The organism is Marivirga atlantica, from assembly GCF_016734805.1.
In the GTDB taxonomy this organism is placed as follows: Bacteria; Bacteroidota; Bacteroidia; order Cytophagales; family Cyclobacteriaceae; genus Marivirga; species Marivirga atlantica.
Map to the genome: position 1 here is coordinate 1,293,990 of NZ_JAERQG010000001.1, position 26,567 is coordinate 1,320,556.

Here is a 26,567-nt window from a genome sequence, read left to right on the forward strand (position 1 = left end):
ATTATCTTTGTCCTTTACTTTTTAGAACAAGATGGCAACATTTCACTATAACCCACATATTTCAGTCGACTGTGTAATCTTCGGTTTCGATGACGAAAAAATCAATATTTTATTGATTAAACGTAAGCAGATAGATAAAAAAGTTTATGCCCTGCCAGGTGATTTGGTTAAAAAAGGAGAGGATTTAGATGTTGCCGCAGCGCGTATATTGTCCGAATTAACAGGGCTTTCAAACGTGTATCAGGAGCAGTTTAAAACATTTGGTTCGCCAGATAGAATTCAGGATCCTGCTGATATTGAATGGTTGAAGTCTATTAGGGAACATCCAGAAGCACGGGTAATTACAGTGGGCTATAATGCTATTATCAAGACTAATGATTTTGAAATTCATGCTTCTTCTTTTGCAGAAGAGGTGATGTGGCATCCGATTGAAAAGCCTCAGAAATTAGCATTCGATCATAATGATATTGCCAATACAGGATGGGCCATGCTCAGAGAAAAAATTAAGCGTGAGCCAATAGTTGCCTTTAACCTTTTACCAAAAAAATTCACCTTGCGTCAGTTACAAACGCTCTATGAAGCCATAGTTGGTAATGAGCTGGATAAGCGTAATTTCAGGAAACGTATGCTACGTAATAAATTTATAGTACCGCTTGACGAGAAAGAGCAGAATGTTTCTCATAAACCTGCTCAGTATTTTGCTTTCGATAAAGAAATCTACAAAGAAGACTTTGCCAAAGATCAATGGTTTTTGTTTTGAATTAATTAATCCTAGCTAGTGTTAAAATAATTAGCTAAAGTTTTATTAAAGGCTTACCTTAATACATTATGAATATCAAAGAAAGGATAATAAAAAGGGTTAATGACATTAATGATCCCGAACTTTTAAATGAATTGCTAAGTGCAATTGAGTTAGAACATGAGATAGAAAATTTTCATGAATTAAATTCTAGCGAGAAAAAAGCAATTGATGAAGGCATAGTTGAAGCTGATAAGGGCTTACTAAAGTCTAGTGAGGATGCCAAAGCATTAATGAATCAATGGCTAAAGAAGTAAAATGGACTGATAAATCTATTAAGGATAGAGTAGAAATTTATAAATATTGGGCTGAACGAAACAAGTCTGAAGTTTACTCTAGGAATCTGGATGAATTATTTGAGAAGTCAGCTAGAGCTATTTCAATATTTCCACTTATCGGAACTCCTACCAATTACAAAAATGTGTATGCCAAGATTGTTAGGGATTATAAAATATTCTATCGTTTAAGAATTGATGAAGTTCAAATTTTAAGAGTGTGGGATACCAGAAGAAACCCAAATAAAGTAGGTCTTTAGGTGCTTATTTGGCTATACACCCGGTCGTTTGAAAGTAATCCGTTTATAATTCTCCTTTTTCCATTGCATACTCAAAAAGTTGAGTAAATTTTGTGTCTATGTGTGCAATCGCAGGTATATGGCATAAAGATCCTAATCAGCTTAATGAATCTTCTTTCAGGGAAGTCCTACAATTAATGCGTCATCGCGGACCTGATCATACAGAAATCAGGAAATCAGCAAACGTGATTTTAGGTGCTAACAGACTAAAAATTATCGATCTTAAATTCGGAAATCAGCCGCTTTACGATGCTTCAGGACGAAGTTTGGTCTTTAACGGTGCCATTTATAACTACCCGGAACTCGCAAATGAGCATGAAATAGATTCTGCTTCGGATAGTGTTGTGCTTTTTGAATTATTAAAAAAATATGGGGATTTCTGTCTTGAGAAACTGCGAGGTATGTTCGCCTTTTCATTTTATGATCAATCAAAAGATGAGTTGTTGCTCGCTAGAGATAGGGTAGGGCAAAAGCCACTTTACTACTATAAAACCGAGGAGTTATTCCTTTTTGCCTCTGAAATAAAAGGATTAGTGAGACTGATGAAAACTTACGGTATCAATCCAGAAATTAATGAGGAGGCGATTTATCAATACCTATGCTTTTCAAATATTCCTGAACCTGATACTATTTATAAGAACGTTTGTGCTTTAGAGGCAGGCTATTTTATGCAGCTTAAAGCAGGAAAGATTACTACTACCAAATATTGGGATTATGATTATTCACCAAAGAATAAAGCTGATAAAGAAGAGGTTTTAAATGAAACAAAAAGCATTATTTCTGAGGCTGTTAAGATAAGGCTAAGAGCAGATGTACCCATTGGCTTATTTCTTTCAGGAGGCTGGGATAGCTCGGTAATAGCTTATGAAGCCAGTCAATTCACAAAGGATATAAAAACCTTCACGGTTACTTACCCTTTTGAAACCAGTCAGAATGAGGCGAAAGTTGCTAAGCAAACGGCTGAATCATTGGGCTTGTCTCATGAGGTTATAAAGGTTGACTTAAATCCTAAAGAAGCACTAATGGATGTAGTGAAAACCTTTGACCAACCTTTTGCTGATAGCAGTGCTATTCCTAATCTGGCCATTGCTAAGGCAGCTTCTGAACATGTGAAGGTGATGCTGAATGGTGATGGAGGAGATGAACAGTTTGGCGGTTATAGAAGGTATTTCCTTGCTAGAAATGTAAATCGACTTTCTTTATTGAAGAACTTAAAGCTATCCTCATCCGGCACAAGACGATCCCAAAAAGGTTTTATAAACAGAGTAAGTAAAATCATTGGTCAGTCTGGTGCAGATCAATATTTGGCATATACCACGGATATGCTTAATCAAGCTGATATTCCTTTTATTTGGAGAAATGAGTTAAAAACTGATTTGATCGATAAACAGTTGAATCGCAAGCTTAAACCTCATTTAACTGGGCTCGACAATCTTATGCACCATGACAGGAAGTTTAACATGCTATCGGGTATTTTGGTGAAAATGGATAGAGCTAGCATGGCGCACTCTATTGAAGCCCGTTCTCCCTTTTTAGATCAAAAATTATTTGAATACACCTCTTGCCTGCCAGATAAGTATAAAGTGAGGGACTTTAAGCGTAAATATTTACTGAAAGAATTATATGGTGATAAACTTCCTGAGGAGGTAGTCAATGGGAAAAAAGTTTCGTTCGAAGCACCATTGCAACAATGGCTTCAGAATGATTTTACGTCTTTGGTTGAGGAACTATTAATTCCTAAAGAAGCAAAAATCTACCAATTTCTGGTGTATGAAGAGGTGCAGCTGATACTTCAATATAGAAAGTACCAAGATAGGAATGTTGACTATATTATTTATGCTCTATTAATTCTTGAGTTATGGCTTCAGGAAAACACTTGATTTACATTTAAACTTTAACAAGCTTTGTGAATGGCTTATAAATCAATCGACCCCAAATCGTTAAAAACACCCGAATTACATGGCTTATTGTTGGGCTCAATAGCACCACGGCCTATTGCCTTTGCCAGTACAATTGATAAGGAAGGAAACGTAAATCTCAGTCCTTACAGCTTTTTCAACGTATTTGGATCGAACCCTCCTACACTTATTTTTTCTCCTGCCAGAAGAGGAAGAGATAATACAGTCAAACACAGCTACGAAAATGTGAAGGAAGTTGCTGAAGTGGTGATCAACATTGCTAATTACCCTATGGTTGAGCAGATGTCTCTTTCTTCAACAGAATATGCTAAAGGGGTAAATGAATTTGTTAAAGCAGGTTTTACCGAGGCGAAATCCGAGAAAGTAAAACCTCCTAGAGTAGCGGAAGCGCCAGTGGCCTTTGAATGTATTGTTAAAGAAGTTGTTGAAACGGGTCAGGAGGGTGGCGCAGGAAATTTGGTGATTTGTGAAGTGGTTCACCTACATGTGAATGAAGCTATACTTGACGAAGCTGGAAAGATTGATCCCTTTAAATTAGACCCTATCGGTAGACTTGGAGGTAATTGGTATACCCGATCTAAACAGGCACTCTTTGAAGTGGAGAAGCCGCTGGCCAAGCTGGGAATTGGCGTTGATGCCTTGCCAGACACTATAAAAAACAGTGATGTACTTACAGGTAATGATTTAGGAAAGCTGGGTAATGTGGAGGCAATTCCTGAGGTTGATAATTCCATACTAGAAAATGACGAAAATTTCAGGTCTACCATGAAACCGGAAAAACTGAAAGGCTTAAGCTTATCTGCTTTGCATAGCTATGCACATGAGTTACTTGAAGAGAATCGTGTGGCTCAGGCTTGGCAGGTGTTGCTTCGTGCTAATTAATAAGCCTTTGGGTATTTAGAGAAATGCAACTCTCCCATGCCATTTTTCAGGGCATGGGCAACACAGTTTTCTTTACCTAATAATGATTCTTGACTGTTGTTTAAATTCAATTGAATTGTTGTTTCACCTACATCTAAAAAGTAATAAACTTCGGTAGTACCGTATTTAGTATGTGGTAAAAGATTAGCGTGCTTTTCTATATTTTCCCACAATGTATCAGACACATTATAGGCATACAATCTCTTGATAGGACCCGTATTATTCTTATTTCGAACAAATCCAATTTGTTCAAAGTCACCTTCAATACTGTTAATATTTTCAGCTAAAAATAAGTCAAATAACATCGCAGCTAAGACTGCAATAAGTGCTAAGGCAAAAATTAATTTTATTAGGAAGCCACTTTTCAAAACCTCAAGTTCTCCTTAAACGTCATTAAATCATCTTTTAGAACGCCCGGCTTACCAAAATCAACATATTGCTTAAGCTTGGTTTCAGGACTAACAAGCAGTTCCCTTAGCTTAAGGTGCTGATTAATGAAGGTAAATTCCATTTCCGGATAAAGTTCTTTAAGTACATCAACTATATCTAGTACCTGTAAATTGTTATCCACTACATTGTAGTAGTCAGAAGGAATTTCATTATTAAAACATACCTGTTCTACAATAGAGCTAAGTTTGTTAATTGAAATAAATGGTCTGTGCTGCTTTCCATCTCCATTGATGGCAATTCTTCCGTTGAAGTTTGCATCGAACATGAAGCGGTTAATCACGGCATCGAAACGAACAGCTTGTGCATAGCCATAAACATTTCCTAATCTTAAAATTTGTGTATTTATCTTGTCGAAAAGTCGCGCGACATGCTCTTCTCCACGCATTTTGGAGATTCCATATATCGTACGAGGATTGGTGTGATGACCTTCTTTAATCAAATCAGAAGACGAACCATAAACTGATACGGAACTTGCAAAAATGAATTTTTTCACTGAAGATGATGCCTCCACAGCATATACTAATTCAGCTGTTCCCCAATGATTGACTTGTTCAAAGTAATGTGGATCAGCATCGGCAAAAGGGGTAGTCACCTTAGCAGCTAAATGAATAACCGTATCAATCCCTTTTAGTGCTTTTGTTAGCTTACGTGAATCTAACAATTCGCCATCGATAAAACTTAATTTTCCTCTTTGCTGAAGAGGAGTTCCTAAGAAGAAATGATAATTCTTTCTGGCCAGGTTATCATATATTGTGATAGACTTAACCTCTTTATTATTAACTAATTGGGTAACCAAGGCTGAACCTATATATCCAGCTCCTCCAGTTATTAAAATGTTTTTCATATTTTTTGATAATATGTATTAAGTCTCAAGTATTAAGAATAATCATAATACTTAATACATTTAAGCTACTTCTCGATTAAATCGGTGTGCAATCCGCATTCGGTTTTGTTCATACCATACCAGCGTGATTCTCTTTCCTGCATATCCAGATCAAATTTTCGTGTGCAAGGTTCACAGCCAATGCTGAAGTAGCCTTTCGCCTCAAGCGGGTGCTCTGGTAATTGATTTTCCTTTCTGTAGTCATGAATCATTTTACTGTTCCAGTCCAGCATAGGATGTAGCCTTTTGGTACCATGTGGAGCATCTTGTACCACTTTCATAGATGCCCTGGTCTTGCTTTGGTCTGCACGAACACCATTAATCCAATAATCGTACTTCATAAGTACTGCATCCATTGGTTGGGTTTTGTTGAGATAGCAGCAATAATCAGGATCAGAGGTGAAGAACATTTTGCCATCGGTACCACGCTGCATATTCTTTGGCGTTAAAGGTTTTAAATCAACCAGATTGGTTAAGCCAAAGTCACTCATGATTTTATCTCTGAAGGCCACCGTTTCAGGGAAGTGATAACCTGTATTGATAAAGTATACAGGAATAGCCTTGTCTATTTTACTCAGCATGTGTAGTAAAACAAGGCTGTGTGTTTGAAAGGAAGAAGTAGTAAAATACTGCTTCCCTTCAGCTTTTAGTTGGTGTATATTGTCTTCAAGTTCCTGAAAAGTCATAAGTGTTTTTTATCATCCGAAAGATTAGCTCACTGAACTACCCGGATTTACACGATCACTAGGGCTTAAAAGTTTTAACTGTCCTTCTGAATCTTCAACCATGAGCACCATACCTTCTGAAACTTCTCCCATCATAGGCCGTGGTGCAAGGTTTACCAAAACACTCACTTGCTTACCAACCATTTCTTCTGCTGAGTAATGCTTGGCAATTCCACTTAAAATAGTTCTTTCATCTAAACCTGTATCCACTCTTAGTTTGAGCAATTTGTTAGATTTCTTTACTTTTTCAGCTGAAACAACCGTTCCAATACGGATGTCAACTTTCATAAAGTCATCAAATGTTATTTCTGGTTTCATAGGACTTACTTTTATAGCCTTATCTTTGGCGTTTTCTTTTTTGGCGTCTTCTAATTTTTGTATTTGCTCTTCAACAGTTGAATCTTCAATTTTCTCAAAGAGCAATTCTGGTTTATTGAGCTGATGGCCTGCTTCAAGCAAATGAATACTTCCAGCTTGCTCCCATTCTAGTCTATCTATCTGAAGCATTTTTCTTAGCTTTTCAGTTGTGAAAGGCAAAAATGGCTCTGCTACAATGCTTAAGTTAGCAACTATCTGAAGCGCAATATTCATAATGGTTTTAACTCGCTCTGGATTCTCCTTCTGTAATTTCCAAGGTTCAGTATCAGCGAGATATTTATTACCCAGACGGGCAAAATCCATCATGTGGGCTAGTGCCTCACGGAATCTGTACTGAGCGATTTTATCTTCAATTAACTGAGGGTAGCCTGTTAGCTGTTCAACTATTTCCTCGTCATAAGGCTGTAATTCTCCAGCTGCTGGTACTTTGCCATCATAATATTTGTGTGTAAGAACTACTGCTCTGTTTACAAAGTTGCCAAATATGGCTACCAGCTCACTATTATTTCTTTGCTGAAAATCCTTCCAGGTAAATTCGCTATCCTTTGTTTCAGGTAAAGTAGAGGCAAGTGCATAACGCAATACATCTTCTTTACCAGGGAAATCTTCTAAATATTCGTGTAGCCATACTGCCCAGTTTCTGCTTGTGGAAAGCTTATCTCCTTCCAGATTTAAGAACTCATTAGCAGGCACGTTTTCCGGCAAAATGTATTCGCCATGCGCATGAAGTATAGCTGGGAAAATAATGCAGTGGAAAACGATATTGTCTTTTCCTATAAAATGGATAAGCGTAGAATCGTCCTCTGGATTTTGATGCTTTTTCCAGTAATCTTCCCAATTTTTGTTATTGTCTTTGGCCCACTGCTTGGTGGCAGAAATGTAGCCAATAGGAGCATCTAGCCAAACATAAAGTTTTTTACCCTCCGCTTCTTTTAGGGGAACATCAACTCCCCAGTCAAGATCACGTGTCATAGCTCTGGGTTGTAATCCGGCTTTTAGCCAAGAACTACACTGACCATATACGTTTGATTTCCATTTGCCTTTTTTACCTTCAACCAACCATTTCTCGAGCCAAGCTTGGTATTTATCGAGGGGTAAGAACCAATGTTTAGTAGTTCTTAAAACTGGTGTTTTACCACTTAAAGTTGACTTTGGATTAATTAGGTCAGTAGGGCTTAATGATGAACCACACTTTTCGCACTGATCACCATACGCACCTTCATTACCGCATTTCGGGCAGGTACCGGTTATATACCTGTCAGCCAAAAACTGGTTGAATTCTTCATCGTAATATTGTTCACTTTCACGCTCAACAAACTCACCTTTTTCATACAAATTCATGAAAAATTCCTGAGATAACTCATGGTGAATAGGCTCAGAAGTTCGGTGATACATGTCAAAGTTTATTCCGAATTTTTCGAAAGTACCTTTGTTCAACTCATGATACTTATCAATTATTTCTTTCGGAGAAATACCTTCCTTTTTAGCACGGATAGTAATAGCAGCTCCATGTTCATCACTTCCACACATGAAAGCAACATCTTTCTTTTTAAGTCTCAGATATCTGACAAAAATATCTGCTGGTAGGTAAGCACCTGCAATGTGACCAATATGTAGTGGTCCATTGGCATAAGGAAGTGCTGCTGTAATGGTATATCTGTTATTCTTAAGTGTCATGTATTAATATTTGGGGCAAATATAGCAACTAGAGTATTGTAAAAAGAATGTGTGGCTTGATATCAACTTTTTTTCTTATTCCATCTTTTATAAACATCTGGGTGGGGAAAAGATTTATTTATTTTCACAATAGCAAAGTCCTTCCTAACTTAGGATACCATTTTAAATACAGATAGATAATATTTTAAGAATTTTTCATCAACCTTATGCAAACTGAATTAAAGGATATCAACAGAATATTAGTTGCCAACAGAGGCGAAATTGCCATTCGTGTACTTCGAGCAGCCTCTGAGTTAAGAATAAGAACCGTTGCCATTTATACCTATGAAGATAGATATTCACTTCATCGATATAAGGCTGATGAAGCTTATCAAATTGGCAAGGATGATGATCCTTTAAAACCGTATTTAGATATTGAGGAAATCATAAGCTTGGCAAAGCATAAGAATATTGATGCCATTCATCCGGGATACGGTTTTCTTTCAGAGAATGTAAACTTCGCCAGAAGATGTAGAGAAGAAGGGATCATTTTTGTTGGGCCAGAACCTGAGGTTATGCAGAACCTTGGAGATAAAGTGGCTGCTAAAAATATTGCACTCAAAGCTAATGTTCCTATTATTGAGGATAGCAAAGAAGATCTTGTAGATACAGAAACTGCATTAAAAGAAGCAAACAGAATCGGTTATCCGATTATGGTAAAGGCGGCTTCCGGTGGTGGAGGTAGAGGAATGCGTGTAGTTCGCAATGATAATGATTTGAAAAAATCATTTAGTGAAGCAAAGAATGAAGCAGGTAATGCTTTTGGAGATGACACTGTATTTCTGGAGAAATTTATAGAAGAGCCTAAGCATATTGAGGTGCAGATAATGGGCGATAATTATGGAAACCTTGTACATCTATTTGAAAGAGATTGCTCTGTGCAAAGGCGCTTTCAGAAGGTAGTTGAAGTAGCTCCGTGTATGACTTTGTCACAAGAGGCAAAGAATAGAATCTACAATTACGCGCTAGCTATAACCAAGCAGGTAAATTACAATAATGTTGGTACAGTTGAGTTTCTCGTAGATAAAGAAGAAAACATCTACTTCATAGAAGTAAACCCAAGAATTCAGGTTGAGCATACCATTACCGAAGAGGTTACAGGAATAGATATTGTACGCTCGCAGATTTTAATAGCTAGAGGCCATGCTTTAGACGATCCACGTATTTATATAAAGAGTCAGGATGACGTACAGTGCAATGGCTATGCAATACAGTGTAGAATAACCACTGAAGATCCTGAAAATGGCTTCAAACCGGATTATGGTACTATTATAGCCTACAGAAATGCTGGTGGTTTCGGTATCAGAATAGATGAAGGTAGTTCTTATCCGGGAGTGACCATATCGCCATTCTTTGATTCCATGATGGCTAAAGTTTCTGCCTCTGGTAGAACGCTAAGAGGAGCATCACAAAGATTACACAGGGCCTTACGAGAGTTTAGAATAAGAGGTGTAAAAACCAATATTGGTTTCCTTGAGAATGTAATAGCACACCCTACTTTTTATAATGGTGAGTGTACCGTAAAATTTATTGATGATAATCCTGATCTCTTTGAAATAAGTAAGAAGTTTGACCGAGCCACGAAAACCCTAAGATTCCTGGCTAATGTTACCGTTAATGGTCACCCGGATATTAAAGTAAAACACGAAAATAAGTACTTCAGAACACCTACTGTACCGGATTATGATAAATACGGTCAATACCCGAAAGGCACAAAAGACAAGCTGACTGAACTAGGGCCTGAAAAGTTTGCTCAGTGGTTAAAGAATGAAAAGTCTATACATTATACTGATACTACTTTTAGAGATGCTCACCAGTCATTACTGGCAACCAGAATGAGAACGGTTGATATGCTCAAGGTAGCTGAAGGCTTTGCAAAGAATAATCCTGAAGTTTTCTCTATGGAAGTTTGGGGAGGAGCCACCTTTGATGTGTGTATGCGCTTCCTGAATGAAGATCCGTGGGAAAGATTAGCTAAATTCAGAAAAGCTGTTCCAAATATCTTATTGCAAATGCTACTCAGAGGCTCGAATGGAGTAGGGTATAAGGCTTATCCTGATAATCTGATTGAAGAGTTTATTATAAAGAGTGCCGGAGAAGGTATTGATATATTTAGAATATTTGATTCGCTCAACTGGTTAGAAGCCATGAAGGTCAGCATTAAAACTGTTCGCGAAAAAACTAATTCTATCGCGGAAGCCGCAATCTGTTACACAGGTGATATTCTTGATCCAAATCAGACCAAATATACGGTTGACTACTATACCAACTTTGCCAAGCAATTAGAAAACGAAGGAGCACATATCATTGCCATAAAAGATATGGCGGGCTTGCTTAAGCCTTATGCAGCTACAGAATTGGTAGCAGCCTTAAAGGATGCGGTTAATATACCTATTCACCTTCATACACATGATACCTCATCAATCCAATCTGCTACTTACCTAAAAGCTATTGAAGCAGGCGTTGATGTGGTTGATGTTGCATTAGGCGCAATGTCGGGCTTAACATCGCAACCGAATTTTAATTCTGTTGCATCTTACATGAAAGGGCAGGAAAGAGAGTTACCACTCAATATCGATTCCTTAAATGATTACAGTACCTATTGGGAAGATGTCAGAGAGTTCTACTACCCATTTGAATCAGGCTTAAAAGCTGGTTCTGCTGAAGTGTACGATCATGAAATTCCTGGTGGGCAGTATTCAAACTTAAGGCCACAAGCTGAGGCACTTGGTTTAGCAGAGAAGTTTGAAACAGTTAAGAAGAATTATGCGCTTGTAAATGAAATGTTTGGTGATTTGGTGAAGGTAACACCATCGTCAAAGGTAGTGGGTGATATGGCACTTTATATGACCTCTAATAACCTTACCACTCAAGATATATTGGAAAAAGGTAAATCACTTTCATTCCCTGAATCAGTGGTGAGCTTATTTAAAGGAGAACTTGGTCAGCCTGAAGGTGGATTTCCTTCTAAGCTAAGTGAAATTATCCTTAAAGGTGAAAAGCCTTTTACAGATCGACCAAATGCTCATTTGAAGCCGGTTGATTTGGATAAGGAAATGGCTGAATTCAAAAAGAAATTTGACAAAAACCGAACGGAGCTTGATCTACTTTCTTATCTGCTTTACCCTAAGGTTTATGAGCAGTATTACAATCACCTGCAAACCTATGGCGAAGTTTGGTACATCCCTACATTGCCATTCTTCTATGGTTTGAAAAATGGGGAAGAAATGTTGGTTGAAATAGCAGAGGGTAAAACCATTGTTATCCGTTTACTTTTTGTTTCTGAACCAAATGAAGAAGGACTGAGAACGGTTTCTTTCGAATTGAATGGTCAAACCAGAAGGGTTAAGGTGAAAGATGAATCTGCCAAGGTTGATAAGGTCAATAATGTGAAGGCCGTAGAAGAAAATGAGGTTGGAGCGCCCTTACAAGGAAAACTGGCAGAAATAAAGGTTAAAGTAGGAGAAGAAGTTACCGAAAACACGCCATTATTTGTTATTGAGGCCATGAAAATGGAATCTACCATTACTCCACCACGAGCAGGAGTAGTCAAAAAGGTGCATTTGAAAGGTGGTGATATGGTTGCTCAAGATGATTTAGTAGTTACTTTGGAATAACTTCTATAAAATAGAAGTTTAAATAAAAGGCCAGTTTCTGTTTTCAGGAACTGGCTTTTTTGATATCAGAATTACGTATACAATCTATTTTATAACCTGATCCAGAACCCAGTATTCAATCTCATTATCTTGTAAGGCAATCAGTCCTTTTTCGGTACTATAATAGGACTTAGAACCTGAGTTGTTATCAATATTCATGTATACATCTTTAAAAGGTCTGCTAAAAAGGGTAGTGTCTCCAAGATGCATGACATCAACATCTAAATAAAACTCGTCTGTTGAAAATTGATAGTCTTTTGTATCCGTAATTAGCTTGAAGGGAGTTTTATCTTCGTTGTTTATATATGTGATAATATGCAGATAATCAAATAAATATACATCATCACCAATTGGACCAGAACTTGTTCTTAAATAAATACTCATTTCTCCAGATTCACTGGTGAAAATACCTTTAATAGAAGACCCATCATAATATTCATACTGCTTATCTACATAGCTTTCATTGCATAAATTCTTAGTTTGAATATTATTTGAAGTTTCATTAAAGTCCTCTGAAATGGTGAATACAACTTTCTCATTGTCTTGATTGATGAAAATCAGTTGTTCTTTTCCAGAGTAGGGCAAAAAGTTTTTTGATTGCTCAGTTAATTTTGAAGTACCTACTTTAACATCAGGTCCACAGCTACAAGAAGACATAACAGCAATCAATAGCAATAATATCAAGTATTTCATCTTAAGTAAGGTTTGATTATTGGGTATAAACGAAAGTAGCAAAGTTTTTGGTATGATCTTATAACACTTAATGTTCTACCATGTTAATAGAGAACAACTTATTGTGAACATTAAACTTTTTAATTATGGCAAAGGACCCTTATAAAATTGTAAAAGAACTATCCACCAAGAATGGAAACCTTAAATACTACAGTTTGAAAGAACTGGAGAATCAAGGTCATGAAATTTCAAAATTACCTTTCTCCATCAGAGTACTACTGGAGAATGCAGTCCGAAACTTTGACGACTTTGCCATTACAAAAGAAAATGTTGAAACGCTTTTAAATTGGAAGCCAGAGCCATCTGACAAAGACATTCCTTATAAACCTGCAAGAGTATTGATGCAAGATTTTACTGGAGTACCGGCAGTAGTTGATATTGCTTCATTGCGGGCAGAAGCAGTAAGAAAAGGGAAAAAACCAAAAGAAATAAATCCACTAATACCTGTCGATTTGGTTATTGACCACTCAGTTCAGATTGATTATTTCGGAACCAATTATGCCTATAAAAAGAATGTGGATGTTGAATATGAAAGAAACGGTGAGCGATATAAATTTCTAAAATGGGCACAAAAATACTTTAACAACTTCTCGGTAGTACCTCCAGGCATGGGCATTTGTCACCAGGTAAACTTAGAATACCTGGCTAAAGGCGTTATAGAGCGTGACGGATATTTAATTCCTGATACTTTAGTAGGTACTGATTCGCACACACCAATGGTCAACGGAATTGGTGTTGTTGGCTGGGGTGTTGGAGGAATAGAGGCTGAAGCTGCCATACTGGGGCAGCCTATTTATTTCATCATGCCAGAGGTTATCGGTTTAAGGCTAACAGGTAAATTACCTACTGGAACAACCGCCACAGATATGGTATTAACTATTACCAAACTGCTTAGAGACTATGGAGTAGTTGGTAAATTCGTGGAGGTATTCGGACCTGGACTGGAGCATTTAAGTGTTCCCGACAGAGCCACTATTTCTAATATGTCTCCAGAGTTTGGCTGTACTGTTACTTACTTCCCGATAGATGATCAGACTTTGGCCTATATGGACAAAACCAATCGATCAAAAGATCAGATAGAGCTGGTTGAGAAGTATTGCAAAGCCAATAAGTTATGGAGAGAAGATGAAGATAAAATTAATTATTCGCACGTATTAGAGCTTGATTTAAGCACAGTGGTACCAACAGTATCAGGCCCTAAAAGACCACAGGATAAAATTGTTGTATCTGAATTTCATGATAAATTTAAGGATTTGTTAAAAACTGAGCATGGTAGAGATTATGTAGCTCCTAACGACAGGCAGGTAAGTACCTGGTATGCAGAAGGTGGTGCTCAGATGAATAAGCAAAGCCAAGGTGGTGGAGAAGATGTAGTAGTTGAAGAGAAATCAAACAACGGTCTCAAAACCGTTAGCATTGAAACTAAAGATGGTGAGTATGATTTGAGTGATGGATCCATCGCCATTGCGGCCATAACCAGTTGTACCAATACATCAAACCCGAGTGTAATGATTGGTGCTGGTTTAGTAGCTAAGAAAGCTGTTGAAAGAGGTATTGATGTGAAACCATGGGTGAAAACGAGTTTAGCGCCAGGTTCTAAAGTAGTAACTGATTACTTACGAAAAGCTAATTTGTTAGGTGATCTGGAAGCCTTGAGGTTCCACTTAGTAGGATACGGTTGTACATCATGTATTGGTAATTCTGGACCATTACCAGCTGATATTTCTAAAGCTGTTGAAGAAAGTGATTTAGTTGTTGCTTCTGTATTATCAGGAAACAGAAATTTTGAAGCAAGGGTGCATCCTCAGGTAAAAATGAATTTCTTGATGTCGCCAATGTTGGTGGTTGCCTATGCCCTTGCAGGTAGAGTAGACATCGATTTAAATAATGATGCGCTTGGTTACGATGCCAACAATGAGCCTGTTTATTTGAAAGATGTATGGCCAAGCAATGATGAAATCAATGAAGTGATGAGCAAAGTCCTTTCTCCTGAAAGTTATGATAAAAACTATGGAGAGATCTTTGAGGGCAATGAACAATGGAAATCTATGCAAGCTCCTGAAAATGAAGATTATGAATGGGATGATAATTCGACCTATATCAAAGAAGCACCATTCTTCAAAAATCTTTCTGTAGATGCAAAAGAAGCTAAGGATATTGAAGATGCTTACGTCTTATTAAAATTAGGAGATTCAATCACAACAGATCATATTTCTCCGGCAGGTGCTTTTGCAGAAGCATCAGCAGCAGGACAATACCTAAAAGGAAGAGGAGTAGAGCGAAAGGATTTTAACTCTTATGGTTCAAGAAGAGGTAATGATGAGGTAATGGTGAGAGGTACATTTGCCAATGTCCGTATTAAGAATCAGTTGGCAACTCAGGAAGGTGGTTATTCAACACATATCCCGAGTGGTGAAGAGGCAACAGTGTACGAAACTGCTAGCAAATATATGGAAAACGACACACCTACTATTGTACTGGCAGGTAAAGAATATGGTAGTGGTTCTTCCAGAGACTGGGCTGCAAAAGGCACTTACTTATTAGGTATTAAAGCGGTGATAGCTGAAAGTTACGAACGTATCCATAGAAGTAATTTAGTAGGAATGGGAGTGCTTCCATTGCAATATGAGTCAGGTGATACTGCTGATTCATTAGGATTAGATGGTACAGAGCAATTCACCATTACAGGAATTTCTGATGGTTTATCCGTAGGTAAAAAACTTGATGTTATTGCTAAATCAAAAGAGGGTAAAGAGACTAAGTTTAAAGTACTTTGCCGATTAGATTCAGGAATAGAAATAGAATATTATAAAAATGAAGGTATTCTTCAGTATGTGCTAAGACAGTTCTTGAAGGAATAGTTTCATAATAATCATTTATTGAAGCCTCAACATTGTTGGGGCTTTTTTTATGTCTCAAGATTAAAACATGTGTCTTACTACAGTGTTGCTCTTTTAATGTCACAACCCATTCAAATAGTATGGTTAAAGCGGGATTTGCGTTTAACAGATCACGCGCCAATAAAGAAAGCAGTTGATAGCGCATTGCCCACTTTGTTACTGTACGTTTGGGAACCATCCCTCATGAAGGCGGAAGATTACAGTGAGCGCCATTGGAGATTTATTGCTGAATCTCTAAATGATCTATCCGACCAACTTTCAAAATATAATTTATCCATTCATCAGTTTAGAGGTGAAGTAGTAGATGTTTTTCAATATCTGGATGAAAAGTACGATGTGAAATATCTCTTATCACATGAAGAAACTGGGCTTAAACTCACTTATGATCGTGACAAGGCAGTTAAGCGTTTTTGTTATCAAAATAATATTGAGTGGATTGAATATCAGCAATTCGGAGTGCAAAGAGGTCGGGCTAATCGGACGGATTGGGCTAAAGAATGGTATGCCTTTATGGAAGAAACTATTGAAAGCATTTCAATAGAGAAATTAAACGGTGTAAATGATCTTGACATTCCTTTAGAGCTTAATGGCCAAAGAATTTCCAAGGAGTTACTTCTGGCGAATCATAACATGCAAAAGGGAGGATCGGATACAGCCATAAAATATTTCAATTCATTTCTTTTTGATAGGCACGCTTCCTACAATAAGAATATTAGTAAACCGGAAGCTTCAAGAAGATCGTGCAGTAGGTTAAGTCCCTATTTAGCCTTTGGCAATTTGAGTATGCGAGAGGTTTATCAGGGAGCTAAGAAGGCAAAGGAAAAAGGAAATAAAAGTGCACTCAATAGCTTTATGTCTCGTTTGCGGTGGCACTGCCATTTCATTCAGAAATTTGAGATGGAAGATCGTTATGAGTTTGAGAATATCAATCGAGGCTATAATTCTATCAGGCAGGAAGAAGATAAATTTTTATATGAAGCCTGGGAAGCTGGCGAAACAGGTTTTCCACTTGTTGATGCGTGCATGCGTTGCGTAAAAGCTACTGGATATCTTAATTTCAGGATGCGCGCCATGCTGGTATCTTTCTTAACATACCATTTATGGCAACCCTGGAGAAGAGGCGCAGTATTTCTTGGAAGGCAATTTTTAGATTTTGAACCAGGCATTCATTATCCGCAATTTCAAATGCAATCTGGTGTAACAGGTATCAATACCATCAGAATTTACAATCCTGTTAAGCAGTCTCAGGATCATGATGGTAAGGCTGAATTTATTAAAAAATGGGTGCCTGAATTAAGGGAGTTACCTGCTCATTTTGCTTTACAGCCTTGGGAATTAACAGCCATGGAAATGAGTGAATACAATTTTACATTAGGAGAAGATTATCCTCAACCTATTATTGATTTTGAAAAGGCCGGTAAACATGCGAGAAATGAAATTTGGGCTATGAAGAAAGATCCTGTAGTGAAACAAGAAGCCAAGCGTATTTTAAGAAAACACACTACTGAGAATAGAATCGTTTAATGACCTCCAATCTGAATAATTAATTACTTACGTTTGTGTGATAAACCAATTCTTCAACTTTGAAGCATAGCCTCACATACTTTTATAGTCTTTACAGGAAAAAATCCTTCCGCCTATGCTTATTAATTTGCTGGATTTCCCTTATAGGTATCTCTATTTACCAGCTACAATATTTAAAATTAGCTTTCGACTTTGAGTCATTCTTTGCTCAGGACAGCCCCGATAAGCAATTCTACGATGAACATAAGAAGGCTTTTGGTTATGATAATGATTACTTACTGCTCATCATTGAAGCCGAAAATAGACTGTTCTCTTCATCTGTTTTTACGGCCTTGGATCAATGGCAGAAGCAAGCTTCTCGCATTGAAGGTGTAGAGAAAATCAATTCGCCATTATCCTTAAAGCGAGTAATTGAAACACCTTTTGGACTGACCGCTTACCCATTAATTCATTTCGAAGATAGTACCAAGTTAGCGGCCGACAGCTCTAAAATTGCGCAACATCCTTTATACAAACAATATTTTAGTTTTGAGAGAAAGGCCATGATAGCTGTTATACAACATGTCCATTTCACCGATAAAAAAGTAGAAGAGGACTTCCTCAAACAACTCAAAGCCAGCTTAAACAGCTCAAATTTATCAAAAACTAGTCTTGTAGGTAGGCTAACAGCTCAGCAGTCATTCGTTGAGAACATCAAACATGATTTTATTTGGTTTTCCTCACTGGCGTTGATCCTTTCTGCTATTATTCTGCTCTTAATTTATCGTTCATTCAGGTTAATGTTAGTACCTTATTTGATGAGCGTAACCGCTATGTTCTTCACTTTAGGGCTTACTTCAATGTTAGGAATTCCGCTCAGTATCTTAAGCGTACTATTGCCAACCATCATATTATTTGTTTCAACTTCTGATGCTATTCACTTGTTAAATAGTTTCAGACATACTCAAAAATCCTCACATAATAATCGATTGTCAGAAGCTGTTCATAAGGTTTTGATTCCTACATTTTTAACTTCTTTAACAACGGCAATTGGCTTCATCAGCTTAATTTTTCTTCCATCGAGTCCTATAAAACAATTGGGTATATTAGCTGCAACTGGGGTGCTACTTGCCTTTATCGTAAATTTTCTATTTGCCCCGCTTTTATTGGCTAAGAATTACAAGCAAGCTCAAGGCAAGCTTCCGTGGAAAGCCTTAACGGTTATCATTTTCCGAAATAGGAAACTGATTTATGTTATTTTTGGTGGCTTCATATTGCTCTCTGCGTATTTTACCTTTCAGCTCAATACCGATAGTTATTTACTACGAGATTTACCTGAAGATGATGAGGTAAGGCAGAGTTTTGAGCTGGTCGACAACAGTTTTGGAGGATCCAAACCTTGGGAAATAGCATTGTGGCCTACGGACAGTTCGGAAACTGTTTGGAATGCTGAATTTATGAATGAGGTGAATAAGATTAGTTCGTATTTAAACGATTCTCTTGACTTTGGAAGAGTAGTAGCACCGTCTCAATTATTGAAATATGCTAATCAGGTAAATAAGGGCGGATTGGTTGGTAACTATGCTTATCCTTATGAAAATACTCAAGATTTAATGGGAACAGCTGAAAAACTTAATCGCTATTTGAATGGGGCAGTAATCAATCAAGAAGGAAATTATGCCAGAATATTAGCTTTCATGCCCGATTGGGGAGCAAGTAAAACGACTAGGAAAAATGCAAAACTCGTTAAATTTATTTCTGATAATGTAGATCAAAAAGTACTCGGTTATAGACTGACAGGTACCTCATTCTTGATTGATAAGAGCAATGAACTTGTATCATTGAATCTTCTAAAGGGATTGCTGATAGCAATTGGTTTAATTTCAATTATTCTGGCAGTTTATTTCAAATCATTCAAAATACTTTTGATTAGCTTAATACCTAATTTAGTACCTCTCTTAATAACAGCTGGTTTAATGGGATTAATGCAAGTGCCTATTAAGCTTACTACAACTATCATTTTTGTAGTTGCCTTTAGTATTGCCGTTGATGATACTATTCATTTTATAGCCTCTTATAAAAAGCAAAGCGCTAAGAATCACATATGGAACACGCTAAAAACCTTTAGACTAGCAGGACTTTCCATCATAATCACCACACTTATCATTGTGAGTGGATTCTCTCTTTTCATATTAAGTAGTTTTGCCACTACCTTTTATTTGGGTTTATTTCTGTCCTTATCGCTTCTAATAGCGCTATTGACGGATATTTTCTTACTACCTATTATTCTACCAAAGAATAGATAAAACTACTTTCTGTCTTTTGAATCAATAATTATAGTCACAGGTCCATCATTTATTAAATTTACTTTCATATCTGCACCGAACTCTCCAGTCTGAATTTCTGTCGGGATCGAATTATTCAATGATTTAATCATGGACTCATAAAGAGGAATTGCAATATCTGGTTTTGCAGCTTTAATGTAGGAAGGCCTATTTCCTTTTTTAGTGCTTGCATGTAGTGTAAACTGACTTACTAGAAGTATTTCACCATGCACATCGATCAAGCTCTTGTTCATAACGCCTTCTTCGTCATTAAAAAGCCTCATATTTACAATTTTCCTACTTAGCCAGTCAATATCTTCCTGATTATCGGCTTCCTCTATTCCAAGCAAAATCATTAATCCTGACTCTATTTGACCTTTTATATCACCTGCTATTTTAACAGAGGCTTCACTTACCCTTTGAATTACAGCAATCATTTTACTTCTTGTATTTTATCAGATTCTATTACTTTGAAGTTCTCCGATGAATTTAAGGCAAAGTGCTTCATAGCATGGGCAATTTGCTTGGCGCTTACTGGGCCATATTTCTTTAAAGGACCTTTAAAAATAAAGTCTAATTTAGTCATTAGCCATTTAGCAGTGGCTTCACCTGAACGTTTTTCATTTCGCTCACCCGTAATTAATGAAGGTCTATGTATATAAGTTCTATTAATCTTTAGTGATTTTACAGCATCTTCAGTTTCGCCTTTCACTTTATTATAAAAAATCATTGATGAGGATTTTGCACCCATTGCTGAAATAAGGCTAAACGAATCACCATCATGTTCCTTTGCTACAGCAGCAAAGTCAACAACATATTGGTAGTCTACTTTCTTAAAGTTTTCCTTACTGCCGGCTTTGTTAATAGTAGTACCCAAACAGCAGAAGTAATCAGTTGCCTTTAATTCAGTTTGATGGTTATTCATGTTGCTGAAATCATCCATGATAACCTCTTTCACCTTACTTTCATCCTGCAGTTCTTGACTTCTTCTATTCACTACAATTACTTGCTCAAAGGAATCATCTTCTATTAGCATATCGAGCAAATGCCCTCCAACTAGGCCTGTAGCCCCAGTTATACATGCTATTCTTTTATTGGTTTTCATCTATTATTTCCTTGTTATTAGTTTTACTTTTTCTTTCCCATAATAAAAATTCGTTTAGTTCAGACTGTAATCTATCATAGGTCCATAAGGCAAGAGAGGCGTCATCTAGAAGACCACTTACTGGTATGAAATCTGGAATTAAATCTGTCGGAGTAATGAAATATATGATGACGGCTGTAATGTAGAGCATATTTTTCCATGAAATATCCCTGTATGAACCATTCACGTATGACTTGATAAGTCTGATAAAGTCAGCAAAAACCTTTCTGGTAGCTCTTACCTTCTTAGAAACTTTTGCCTTTGACTGCAGTGTTTCACTGGCATTCCTGATAAGCTTATTGCTGAGTTTCTTATCTCTCAAGATAAATGATGCACGCCTTACAGCATTTTTATAGGATAACTTCTTACTCATTATTATGCTGCTTTAATTTTTTATTCTTCTTTATAGGCACATAGATGTAAGCATATAGGGTATAAAGTGTAAAAGAACCTAAAAGGATCAGATAGAAATCTGTGAGCAGATTTTTGTAAATGAATATGGCCCAGAAAACTATTGTAAAAAGTATACCAAGCACTATCCTTATATTATTAGCCTTTATTTGAGTTTTAATAAATTTATCCTCCATAAATAATGATTTGATCGATGTCTAATTTAATGAATCAATTATTAATGAAAGAGTTTACTTAATAACAACCAAAAAGTTTTTTTCTGTGTCTGTTAATTCGTTAACCGAAATGTTACATCATGCTTAAAACTATCTTACCAATACTACTAATTTTTTTCACTTTATCAGCCAGGGCTCAAATTGATACAGATACTACTAAGACACTGATTGTAGTACACACAAAAACAGGTGATGTTATCAAAGGATATTTAATTTCACAAGATAGGGAGTATCTAAAGATGGAAAGTATAATAGCAGGTACATTAACCATCTCAGTGAAACAAATTGATAAAATTGTTTTACAAGATGCTAATACTGATCGAAACGATTTAACAGAAGTTGAAATTAGGGAAAAGACATTATCAAATAAAAATGGCGAAGTATATTTAAATGAGCAGTATTACATACTTTCAAGTTCAGCCTTTAATCTGAAACAAGGTGAGTCTACCTTGAAAAATAACATACTGACTTTTGGATATGGTTTCTCCGATAATTTCTCAATGGGATTTGGAACCAGTGTACTAGCCATTTTGGGAGGAGTAGGAGCATTATATATTAGCCCAAAATATACTGTAAGAATTAATGACTATGTACGGCTTAAGTTTGGTCTGGATGCATTTGTAGGCGCAAGCGTTGAAAATGAAAGTGCCGCTGCAGCCATTCTTAATACAGGCGTAACAATAGGGAGTCCAAATGCTCATTTAACCTCATCAATATATTATGGCTATGCTTCTGATTTTGGTTCTACGGATTTTCTGTACTCGGTAGCCGCAATGGTAAGGGTAACCAGAAAATTAAGTTTTATTGCAGATAATTTATTGTTTCGATTCAGTGAAGACAAATATCAATATCTTACAACAGCCGCCATGCGCTTACATAATATGAAAACTACTTTTGACCTTGGCTTTCTAACAACAGAAGAAATAACGCAAGAGCTTCCTGTTTTAGGAATTCCTTTTATTGGCTTTTCTTATAAATTTTAGATTTAAAATTCTCTTTGAATTTCTTCCTTTAATAAGGCTAAGCTGTAGGCAATTGAATCATTAGTTTTACTCAGCGCCTGTTCATAAATACGTTTCACCAGTGATAAGGCTTTATCTTCCGGGTTGAGCTCTTTTGCGGCCTGGTTAATTGACATAATCAGCTCTTCTTTTGCGGTTTTTACAGATGACCAGGCATCATTGCTTATGTAAACCTGCTGAGCCAGGTTATGATTAAATTCTTCTCTAATTTCGTTAAGAAGCAAAAACTGTAACTCCGCCACATTCTGATCTTTTTGCTGAACCCTTCTTATTAATTGTTCAGGTGAAATTCTTTCAAGGTAGAGACACATCCTTTCATAAGCTTGTAACCTTAGCGGAAGAATGATCTCTTTATTTTTACCTTTTAAATTGATAAGGTTTCTCTCATTTGATTTCTGCAGCATTGTTTGAATGGCCAGATACATGGCGTATAAAACTATAGCAGCAGGTATTATAATTTTAAGTAAGTCCCATAATGGTTCCATAAGCGAAAACGTATTGAATTTTTCCAAAAGTAAATTAAAATGGCTTTACTACATAGCTTAAGCAATCAGAAAACTTACTTTTGTTTTTATTCGTTGCCCTATAAAGTAAAAAATAAAATCAATGATTCCTGTAGATATTAGCAAAGAGGCACTTGATGAAGTGAAGAATATAATGGCAAACAAGAATATCCCTGAAGGATATGGCTTACGCATTGGTGTAAGAGGTGGAGGAGGTTGTTCAGTAGCTGGTATGAATTATATATTAGGTTTTGACAAGAAGAAGGCAACAGATAAAGAATTTAAGGTGGACGGTGTCACTATATATATAGAGAAGAGTCATTTTATGTATATTATAGGAACAAAGGTGAAGTTTGTAAATGACAATGAGAGTAGCGGTTTTGTTTTTGAAAAGGTTTAATCTAAGAATATTTACTTTTAATCTTTGAATAATAGGAGTTTATCCTTTTAAAATATTAACTAAAAATCCCGTATAAAATTTTTATACCATTAATTCTTTGTTAAGTTTGTTATTGAGTAAACAATTTTTAACCTAAACAAACTAATATGAAGAAGATTCTACTAACATGTTTCATGTTGGTGTTCGTGCTTTACGCATGGGCCCAGGATCGCACTGTAAGTGGTAAAGTCACCGATGCACAAACAGGTGAAGGCTTACCAGGTGTGAATGTTTTAATTAAGGGTACCAGTAATGGTGTGAATACTGACCTTAATGGTCAGTTCAAAATATCTGTCCCTTCAAGCGATGCCGTTCTTGTATTTACTTTTATTGGAATGGAGAAAAAGGAAGTTACAGTAGGCTCCAGGTCGGTAGTTGATGTTAGTCTAGCTCCGGATGTCCAGCAGTTATCTGAGGTAGTAGTGACTGCTATGAACGTTTCTAGAGATAAGGCTTCATTAGGTTATTCCCAACAGACCTTGGATGCCGATGCAGTTAGTAAAGTTAAGGAAACTAACTTTATTAATTCTTTGTCTGGTAAAGTAGCTGGTGTGAATGTTCGTCAAAATAACACCATGGGTGGTTCAACGAATATTACAATTAGAGGTAATTCTTCATTTTCTAATAACCAGCCTTTATTCGTGATAGATGGTGTGCCAGTTAGTAATGAGACTAATAACTCAGCTGCTCAACAAAACGGTGGTTATGGTTATGATTACGGTAATCCAGCTGCTGATATAAACCCTGAGGATATTGCATCTATGTCCGTTCTTAAAGGCGCAGCCGCTACAGCATTATACGGTGCTCGTGGCCAAAATGGTGTAATTTTAATAACTACTAAAAAAGGTAATAAAGGTAAAGGCCTGGGAATTACTATTAGTTCAGGACTAACTATTGGATCTATCGATAGAAGTACGTTTGCTGAATACCAAGATAAATATGGTGCTGGATATGGTCCATACTATGGCAGTACTGGTTACTTTGAAGATGGTGACGTTGATGGAGATGGTACAGAGGATTTTTACGTACCTACAACAGAGGATGGATCTTATGGAGGAGCTTTCGATGGATCAAACGTTTTTCATTGGGATGCATTTGTTCCTGAGTCAGATAACTACAGAACCGCAAAACCATGGGTTGCAGCAGCAAACGGTCCTGCAGAGTTTTTTGAAACGCAAACAACTTGGAACAATTCAATAGCCTTATCTGGAGGCAATGAAAATAATTCATTCAGATTAAGTTATTCTAATGTTGATGAGAGTGGTATCATGCCAAACAGTACAATGGATAAAAACACTATCAATTTTACTGGTTCAACTAAGTTGTCTGAAAAGCTTTCTACTGATGTTTTATTTCAATATAACAGGCAAGATGTAGTTGGTAGATATTCTACTGGATATAGCGATAACATTATGTCCAATTTTAGACAGTGGTGGCAGGTAAATGTTGATGTTAAAGAACAAGAAGATATTTACAATAAAACTGGAAAAAATTACACATGGAATGCTGCCGACCCATTCGCAGATCCTACTAATCCAATTTATTGGGATAATCCATATTGGACAAGATATGAGAACTACAATTCAGATACTAGAGATAGAATTTTATCAAAAATTGGTATTAATTACCAAATTAATGATTGGTTAAATTTCTCTGGTCGCGCTTCAATTGACACTTATTTTGAAGAAAGAGAAGAGCGCAGAGCTGTTGGTTCCGTTCCAACTGCATTTGGTGTGCAAAGAAATTCTGAGTCATCAGGTTATCAAAGAACTGATATTACTAGTGCTGAGTATAACTATAATGGTGTTCTTTCAGGAACCAAAGAAGTTTCAGCAGATTTCTCTATTTCAGGTTTGTTAGGATTTAATCTTAGAAAAGAGCGTTATGAGTATTCTCAAAAATCTACAAGTGGTGGTTTAGCCGTTCCTGGTTTGTATGCATTAGGGAATTCTGTAAACCCTAATCCTTTCCCTTTTGAGCAAATATTAGAGAAAGAAGTGTATGGTTACTTTGGTAATATCAACTTAGGTTACGGAGACTTCCTATATTTAGATGGAAACTATAGAGTAGATGTGTCTTCAGCTTTGCCGCTAGATAATAATCAATATGATTACTTTTCACTTGGTTTAGGTTTCGTATTTTCTGAATTAGTTGATATTGACTGGATGGATTTTGGTAAATTCAGGGCTAGTTATGGTACGGTAGGTAATGATGCAACTGCTCTTAGAGTGAAAGATATTTACTTAAGGCAACCAAACTTTGGTACTGCAATACAGACAACGTTACCAACAACCAAGAATAACAGTAACTTATTGCCTGAAATTACAAAGGAATATGAGGTTGGTTTACAATTCACAGGTTTAAATAGAAGATTAAACGTTGATTTAGCTTATTACAATAGAGAAACGTCTAACCAACTGTTAAGCGTTCAACTATCTAAAGCCACTGGTTATGGATCTACTTATTTAAATGCAGGCGCTATCCAAAATCAGGGTGTTGAGTTAGTATTAGGTGGTGATATCATTAGAAATAATGATTTCAAATTTAATATGACTGCTAACTTTACTAAAAATGTTAGTGAAGTTCTTAGTTTAATTGGTGATACTGAGAATTATGTATTTGGGTCTTTCCAATCTGGTGTGACATCAAATGCTACAGTAGGAGAGCCTTTCGGTGTTCTTAAAGGTACAGGTTACGAGTATATTGACGGAGAAATTGTTATCAACGGAAGCGGATACCCTGTAGCAGTAGCTGATCAGATAATTGGTGATCCTAACCCAGATTGGACATTGGGTGTGAATAATACTTTATCTTATAAAGGTTTTGCTTTAAACTTCTTAGTTGATGTGCAAAAAGGAGGTGATGTTTATTCGCTGGATATGCATTATGGAAGAGGTACTGGTCTATATCCTGAAACAGCTGCTTTAAATGCTAATGGTGTGAATGTGCGTGAACCTGTTGCCGATGGCGGTGGTTTTCTTTATGAAGGTGTAACTGAAAGTGGAGAGCCTAATACAACTTACGCGGATGCATCTTTTTATGGAGGTGCCTTTTATTGGGGTAACTCAAGTAGACAACCTAACCAAATGACAGTGTATGATGCTTCATCAGTAAGATTAAGAGAAGCATCTTTAACTTATAGCTTGCCACAGAGTATGGTAGAAAGTTTCGCTAGAAGCGTTAATCTTTCATTTGTAGGTAGAAACCTTTGGATAATACACAAAAACGTTCCTTATGCTGATCCTGAATCAGGTTTAGGTTCTGGTCCAGCACAGGGTTTCTTGGTAGGGTCTTATCCAACGGTTAGAACTACTGGTTTCAAATTAGACATCACATTTTAATTATAAATTAGA

22 protein-coding genes are annotated in these 26,567 nt (G+C 36.7%); 12 read left to right on the forward strand and 10 right to left on the reverse strand.

Going from position 1 to position 26,567, the window contains the following annotated elements:
- The first annotated feature begins 31 nt into the window (after positions 1–31).
- From JKP34_RS05835 to JKP34_RS05855, 5 genes are all read left to right on the forward strand, one after another.
- A complete protein-coding gene (locus JKP34_RS05835) occupies positions 32–760 on the forward strand; it encodes an NUDIX hydrolase (protein WP_201918638.1) in 729 nt (242 codons plus the stop codon).
- 68 nt (positions 761–828) lie between these two features.
- Positions 829–1,056 (forward strand): hypothetical protein, encoded by a 228-nt coding sequence (locus JKP34_RS05840; protein WP_201918641.1) that lies wholly within the window; start codon positions 829–831, stop codon positions 1,054–1,056.
- Positions 1,041–1,334 (forward strand): type II toxin-antitoxin system RelE/ParE family toxin, encoded by a 294-nt coding sequence (locus JKP34_RS05845; RefSeq protein ID WP_201918643.1) that lies wholly within the window; start codon positions 1,041–1,043, stop codon positions 1,332–1,334. The genes JKP34_RS05840 and JKP34_RS05845 overlap by 16 nt, the downstream gene beginning before the upstream one ends.
- Before the next feature lie 98 nt (positions 1,335–1,432).
- Positions 1,433–3,253 carry an asparagine synthase (glutamine-hydrolyzing) gene (gene asnB / locus JKP34_RS05850; protein WP_201918645.1) on the forward strand — a complete coding sequence of 607 codons (1,821 nt, stop codon included), beginning with the start codon at positions 1,433–1,435 and terminating at the stop codon, positions 3,251–3,253.
- 30 nt (positions 3,254–3,283) lie between these two features.
- Positions 3,284–4,174, forward strand: a complete 891-nt coding sequence (locus JKP34_RS05855) for a flavin reductase family protein (RefSeq protein ID WP_201918647.1) — start codon at positions 3,284–3,286, stop codon at positions 4,172–4,174.
- Here JKP34_RS05855 and JKP34_RS05860 read toward each other — a convergent pair.
- The 4 genes from JKP34_RS05860 to metG all read right to left on the reverse strand — a co-directional run bounded on the left by JKP34_RS05860 (position 4,171) and on the right by metG (position 8,326).
- Positions 4,171–4,581: a hypothetical protein gene (locus JKP34_RS05860; protein WP_236664902.1), complete on the reverse strand. Its 411-nt coding sequence runs from the start codon at positions 4,579–4,581 to the stop codon at positions 4,171–4,173. The two genes, JKP34_RS05855 and JKP34_RS05860, sit on opposite strands and share 4 nt — an antisense overlap.
- Positions 4,578–5,507 (reverse strand): NAD-dependent epimerase/dehydratase family protein, encoded by a 930-nt coding sequence (locus JKP34_RS05865; protein ID WP_201918651.1) that lies wholly within the window; start codon positions 5,505–5,507, stop codon positions 4,578–4,580. Before JKP34_RS05865 ends, JKP34_RS05860 begins: the two co-directional genes overlap by 4 nt.
- 65 nt (positions 5,508–5,572) lie before the next feature.
- Complete coding sequence (locus JKP34_RS05870; RefSeq protein ID WP_201918653.1) at positions 5,573–6,232, reverse strand: phosphoadenylyl-sulfate reductase; 660 nt, start codon at positions 6,230–6,232, stop codon at positions 5,573–5,575.
- Positions 6,233–6,256: 24 nt separating this feature from the next.
- The gene (gene metG / locus JKP34_RS05875) at positions 6,257–8,326 is read right to left on the reverse strand and encodes a methionine--tRNA ligase (RefSeq protein ID WP_201918655.1); all 2,070 of its coding nucleotides are present in this window, start codon (positions 8,324–8,326) and stop codon (positions 6,257–6,259) included.
- A gap of 206 nt (positions 8,327–8,532) precedes the next feature.
- Between metG and JKP34_RS05880 the strand changes: the two genes are divergently transcribed.
- Positions 8,533–11,982: a pyruvate carboxylase gene (locus JKP34_RS05880; protein ID WP_201918657.1), complete on the forward strand. Its 3,450-nt coding sequence runs from the start codon at positions 8,533–8,535 to the stop codon at positions 11,980–11,982.
- Positions 11,983–12,066: 84 nt separating this feature from the next.
- On the opposite strand, the gene JKP34_RS05885 is transcribed toward JKP34_RS05880, so the two are convergent.
- Positions 12,067–12,714: a hypothetical protein gene (locus tag JKP34_RS05885; protein WP_201918659.1), complete on the reverse strand. Its 648-nt coding sequence runs from the start codon at positions 12,712–12,714 to the stop codon at positions 12,067–12,069.
- Between the two features lie 125 nt (positions 12,715–12,839).
- Between JKP34_RS05885 and acnA the strand changes: the two genes are divergently transcribed.
- The 3 genes from acnA (at position 12,840) to JKP34_RS05900 (ending at position 19,462) form a co-directional block, all read left to right on the forward strand.
- Positions 12,840–15,614 carry an aconitate hydratase AcnA gene (gene acnA / locus JKP34_RS05890; RefSeq protein WP_201918662.1) on the forward strand — a complete coding sequence of 925 codons (2,775 nt, stop codon included), beginning with the start codon at positions 12,840–12,842 and terminating at the stop codon, positions 15,612–15,614.
- A gap of 69 nt (positions 15,615–15,683) precedes the next feature.
- On the forward strand, positions 15,684–17,177 hold the full coding sequence (locus tag JKP34_RS05895; protein ID WP_317193653.1) for a cryptochrome/deoxyribodipyrimidine photo-lyase family protein: 1,494 nt from the start codon (positions 15,684–15,686) through the stop codon (positions 17,175–17,177).
- 59 nt (positions 17,178–17,236) lie between these two features.
- On the forward strand, positions 17,237–19,462 hold the full coding sequence (locus JKP34_RS05900; RefSeq protein ID WP_201918664.1) for an efflux RND transporter permease subunit: 2,226 nt from the start codon (positions 17,237–17,239) through the stop codon (positions 19,460–19,462).
- A 2-nt stretch (positions 19,463–19,464) separates the two neighbouring features.
- Here JKP34_RS05900 and dtd read toward each other — a convergent pair whose 3' ends face one another.
- Genes dtd through JKP34_RS05920 form a run of 4 tightly spaced genes read right to left on the reverse strand, consistent with a single transcriptional unit; the run spans position 19,465 to position 21,211 of the window.
- Complete coding sequence (gene dtd, locus JKP34_RS05905; RefSeq protein WP_201918666.1) at positions 19,465–19,917, reverse strand: D-aminoacyl-tRNA deacylase; 453 nt, start codon at positions 19,915–19,917, stop codon at positions 19,465–19,467.
- Complete coding sequence (locus tag JKP34_RS05910) at positions 19,914–20,585, reverse strand: NAD(P)H-binding protein (protein WP_201918668.1); 672 nt, start codon at positions 20,583–20,585, stop codon at positions 19,914–19,916. Before JKP34_RS05910 ends, dtd begins: the two co-directional genes overlap by 4 nt.
- Positions 20,572–20,997 carry a YkvA family protein gene (locus JKP34_RS05915; RefSeq protein ID WP_201918670.1) on the reverse strand — a complete coding sequence of 142 codons (426 nt, stop codon included), beginning with the start codon at positions 20,995–20,997 and terminating at the stop codon, positions 20,572–20,574. Before JKP34_RS05915 ends, JKP34_RS05910 begins: the two co-directional genes overlap by 14 nt.
- Complete coding sequence (locus JKP34_RS05920; RefSeq protein WP_201918672.1) at positions 20,990–21,211, reverse strand: hypothetical protein; 222 nt, start codon at positions 21,209–21,211, stop codon at positions 20,990–20,992. Before JKP34_RS05920 ends, JKP34_RS05915 begins: the two co-directional genes overlap by 8 nt.
- 119 nt (positions 21,212–21,330) lie before the next feature.
- Here JKP34_RS05920 and JKP34_RS05925 point away from each other — a divergent pair, with 119 nt between their 5' ends.
- A complete protein-coding gene (locus JKP34_RS05925) occupies positions 21,331–22,233 on the forward strand; it encodes a hypothetical protein (protein ID WP_201918674.1) in 903 nt (300 codons plus the stop codon).
- Positions 22,234–22,235: 2 nt separating this feature from the next.
- Here JKP34_RS05925 and JKP34_RS05930 read toward each other — a convergent pair whose 3' ends face one another.
- Positions 22,236–22,757, reverse strand: coding sequence for a DUF7935 family protein (locus JKP34_RS05930; RefSeq protein WP_201918676.1), 522 nt, complete (start codon positions 22,755–22,757; stop codon positions 22,236–22,238).
- Between the two features lie 121 nt (positions 22,758–22,878).
- On the opposite strand from JKP34_RS05930, the gene JKP34_RS05935 reads away from it, so the two are divergent.
- Positions 22,879–23,175, forward strand: a complete 297-nt coding sequence (locus tag JKP34_RS05935; RefSeq protein ID WP_201918678.1) for a HesB/IscA family protein — start codon at positions 22,879–22,881, stop codon at positions 23,173–23,175.
- A 146-nt stretch (positions 23,176–23,321) separates the two neighbouring features.
- Positions 23,322–26,555 carry a SusC/RagA family TonB-linked outer membrane protein gene (locus JKP34_RS05940; RefSeq protein WP_201918680.1) on the forward strand — a complete coding sequence of 1,078 codons (3,234 nt, stop codon included), beginning with the start codon at positions 23,322–23,324 and terminating at the stop codon, positions 26,553–26,555.
- The last annotated feature ends 12 nt before the right edge of the window (positions 26,556–26,567 follow it).

Bases quoted from the DNA above. Each gene is read 5' to 3' on its own strand.
- dtd (WP_201918666.1), bottom strand. From the start codon at position 19,917: ATGATTGCTGTAATTCAAAGGGTAAGTGAAGCCTCTGTTAAAATAGCA.
- JKP34_RS05920 (WP_201918672.1), bottom strand. From the start codon at position 21,211: ATGGAGGATAAATTTATTAAAACTCAAATAAAGGCTAATAATATAAGG.
- JKP34_RS05910 (WP_201918668.1), bottom strand. From the start codon at position 20,585: ATGAAAACCAATAAAAGAATAGCATGTATAACTGGGGCTACAGGCCTA.
- acnA (WP_201918662.1), top strand. From the start codon at position 12,840: ATGGCAAAGGACCCTTATAAAATTGTAAAAGAACTATCCACCAAGAAT.
- asnB (WP_201918645.1), top strand. From the start codon at position 1,433: ATGTGTGCAATCGCAGGTATATGGCATAAAGATCCTAATCAGCTTAAT.
- JKP34_RS05915 (WP_201918670.1), bottom strand. From the start codon at position 20,997: ATGAGTAAGAAGTTATCCTATAAAAATGCTGTAAGGCGTGCATCATTT.
- JKP34_RS05845 (WP_201918643.1), top strand. From the start codon at position 1,041: ATGGCTAAAGAAGTAAAATGGACTGATAAATCTATTAAGGATAGAGTA.
- JKP34_RS05935 (WP_201918678.1), top strand. From the start codon at position 22,879: ATGATTCCTGTAGATATTAGCAAAGAGGCACTTGATGAAGTGAAGAAT.
- JKP34_RS05870 (WP_201918653.1), bottom strand. From the start codon at position 6,232: ATGACTTTTCAGGAACTTGAAGACAATATACACCAACTAAAAGCTGAA.
- JKP34_RS05855 (WP_201918647.1), top strand. From the start codon at position 3,284: ATGGCTTATAAATCAATCGACCCCAAATCGTTAAAAACACCCGAATTA.
- JKP34_RS05840 (WP_201918641.1), top strand. From the start codon at position 829: ATGAATATCAAAGAAAGGATAATAAAAAGGGTTAATGACATTAATGAT.
- JKP34_RS05925 (WP_201918674.1), top strand. From the start codon at position 21,331: ATGCTTAAAACTATCTTACCAATACTACTAATTTTTTTCACTTTATCA.
- JKP34_RS05930 (WP_201918676.1), bottom strand. From the start codon at position 22,757: ATGGAACCATTATGGGACTTACTTAAAATTATAATACCTGCTGCTATA.
- metG (WP_201918655.1), bottom strand. From the start codon at position 8,326: ATGACACTTAAGAATAACAGATATACCATTACAGCAGCACTTCCTTAT.
- JKP34_RS05865 (WP_201918651.1), bottom strand. From the start codon at position 5,507: ATGAAAAACATTTTAATAACTGGAGGAGCTGGATATATAGGTTCAGCC.
- JKP34_RS05940 (WP_201918680.1), top strand. From the start codon at position 23,322: ATGAAGAAGATTCTACTAACATGTTTCATGTTGGTGTTCGTGCTTTAC.
- JKP34_RS05835 (WP_201918638.1), top strand. From the start codon at position 32: ATGGCAACATTTCACTATAACCCACATATTTCAGTCGACTGTGTAATC.
- JKP34_RS05885 (WP_201918659.1), bottom strand. From the start codon at position 12,714: ATGAAATACTTGATATTATTGCTATTGATTGCTGTTATGTCTTCTTGT.
- JKP34_RS05880 (WP_201918657.1), top strand. From the start codon at position 8,533: ATGCAAACTGAATTAAAGGATATCAACAGAATATTAGTTGCCAACAGA.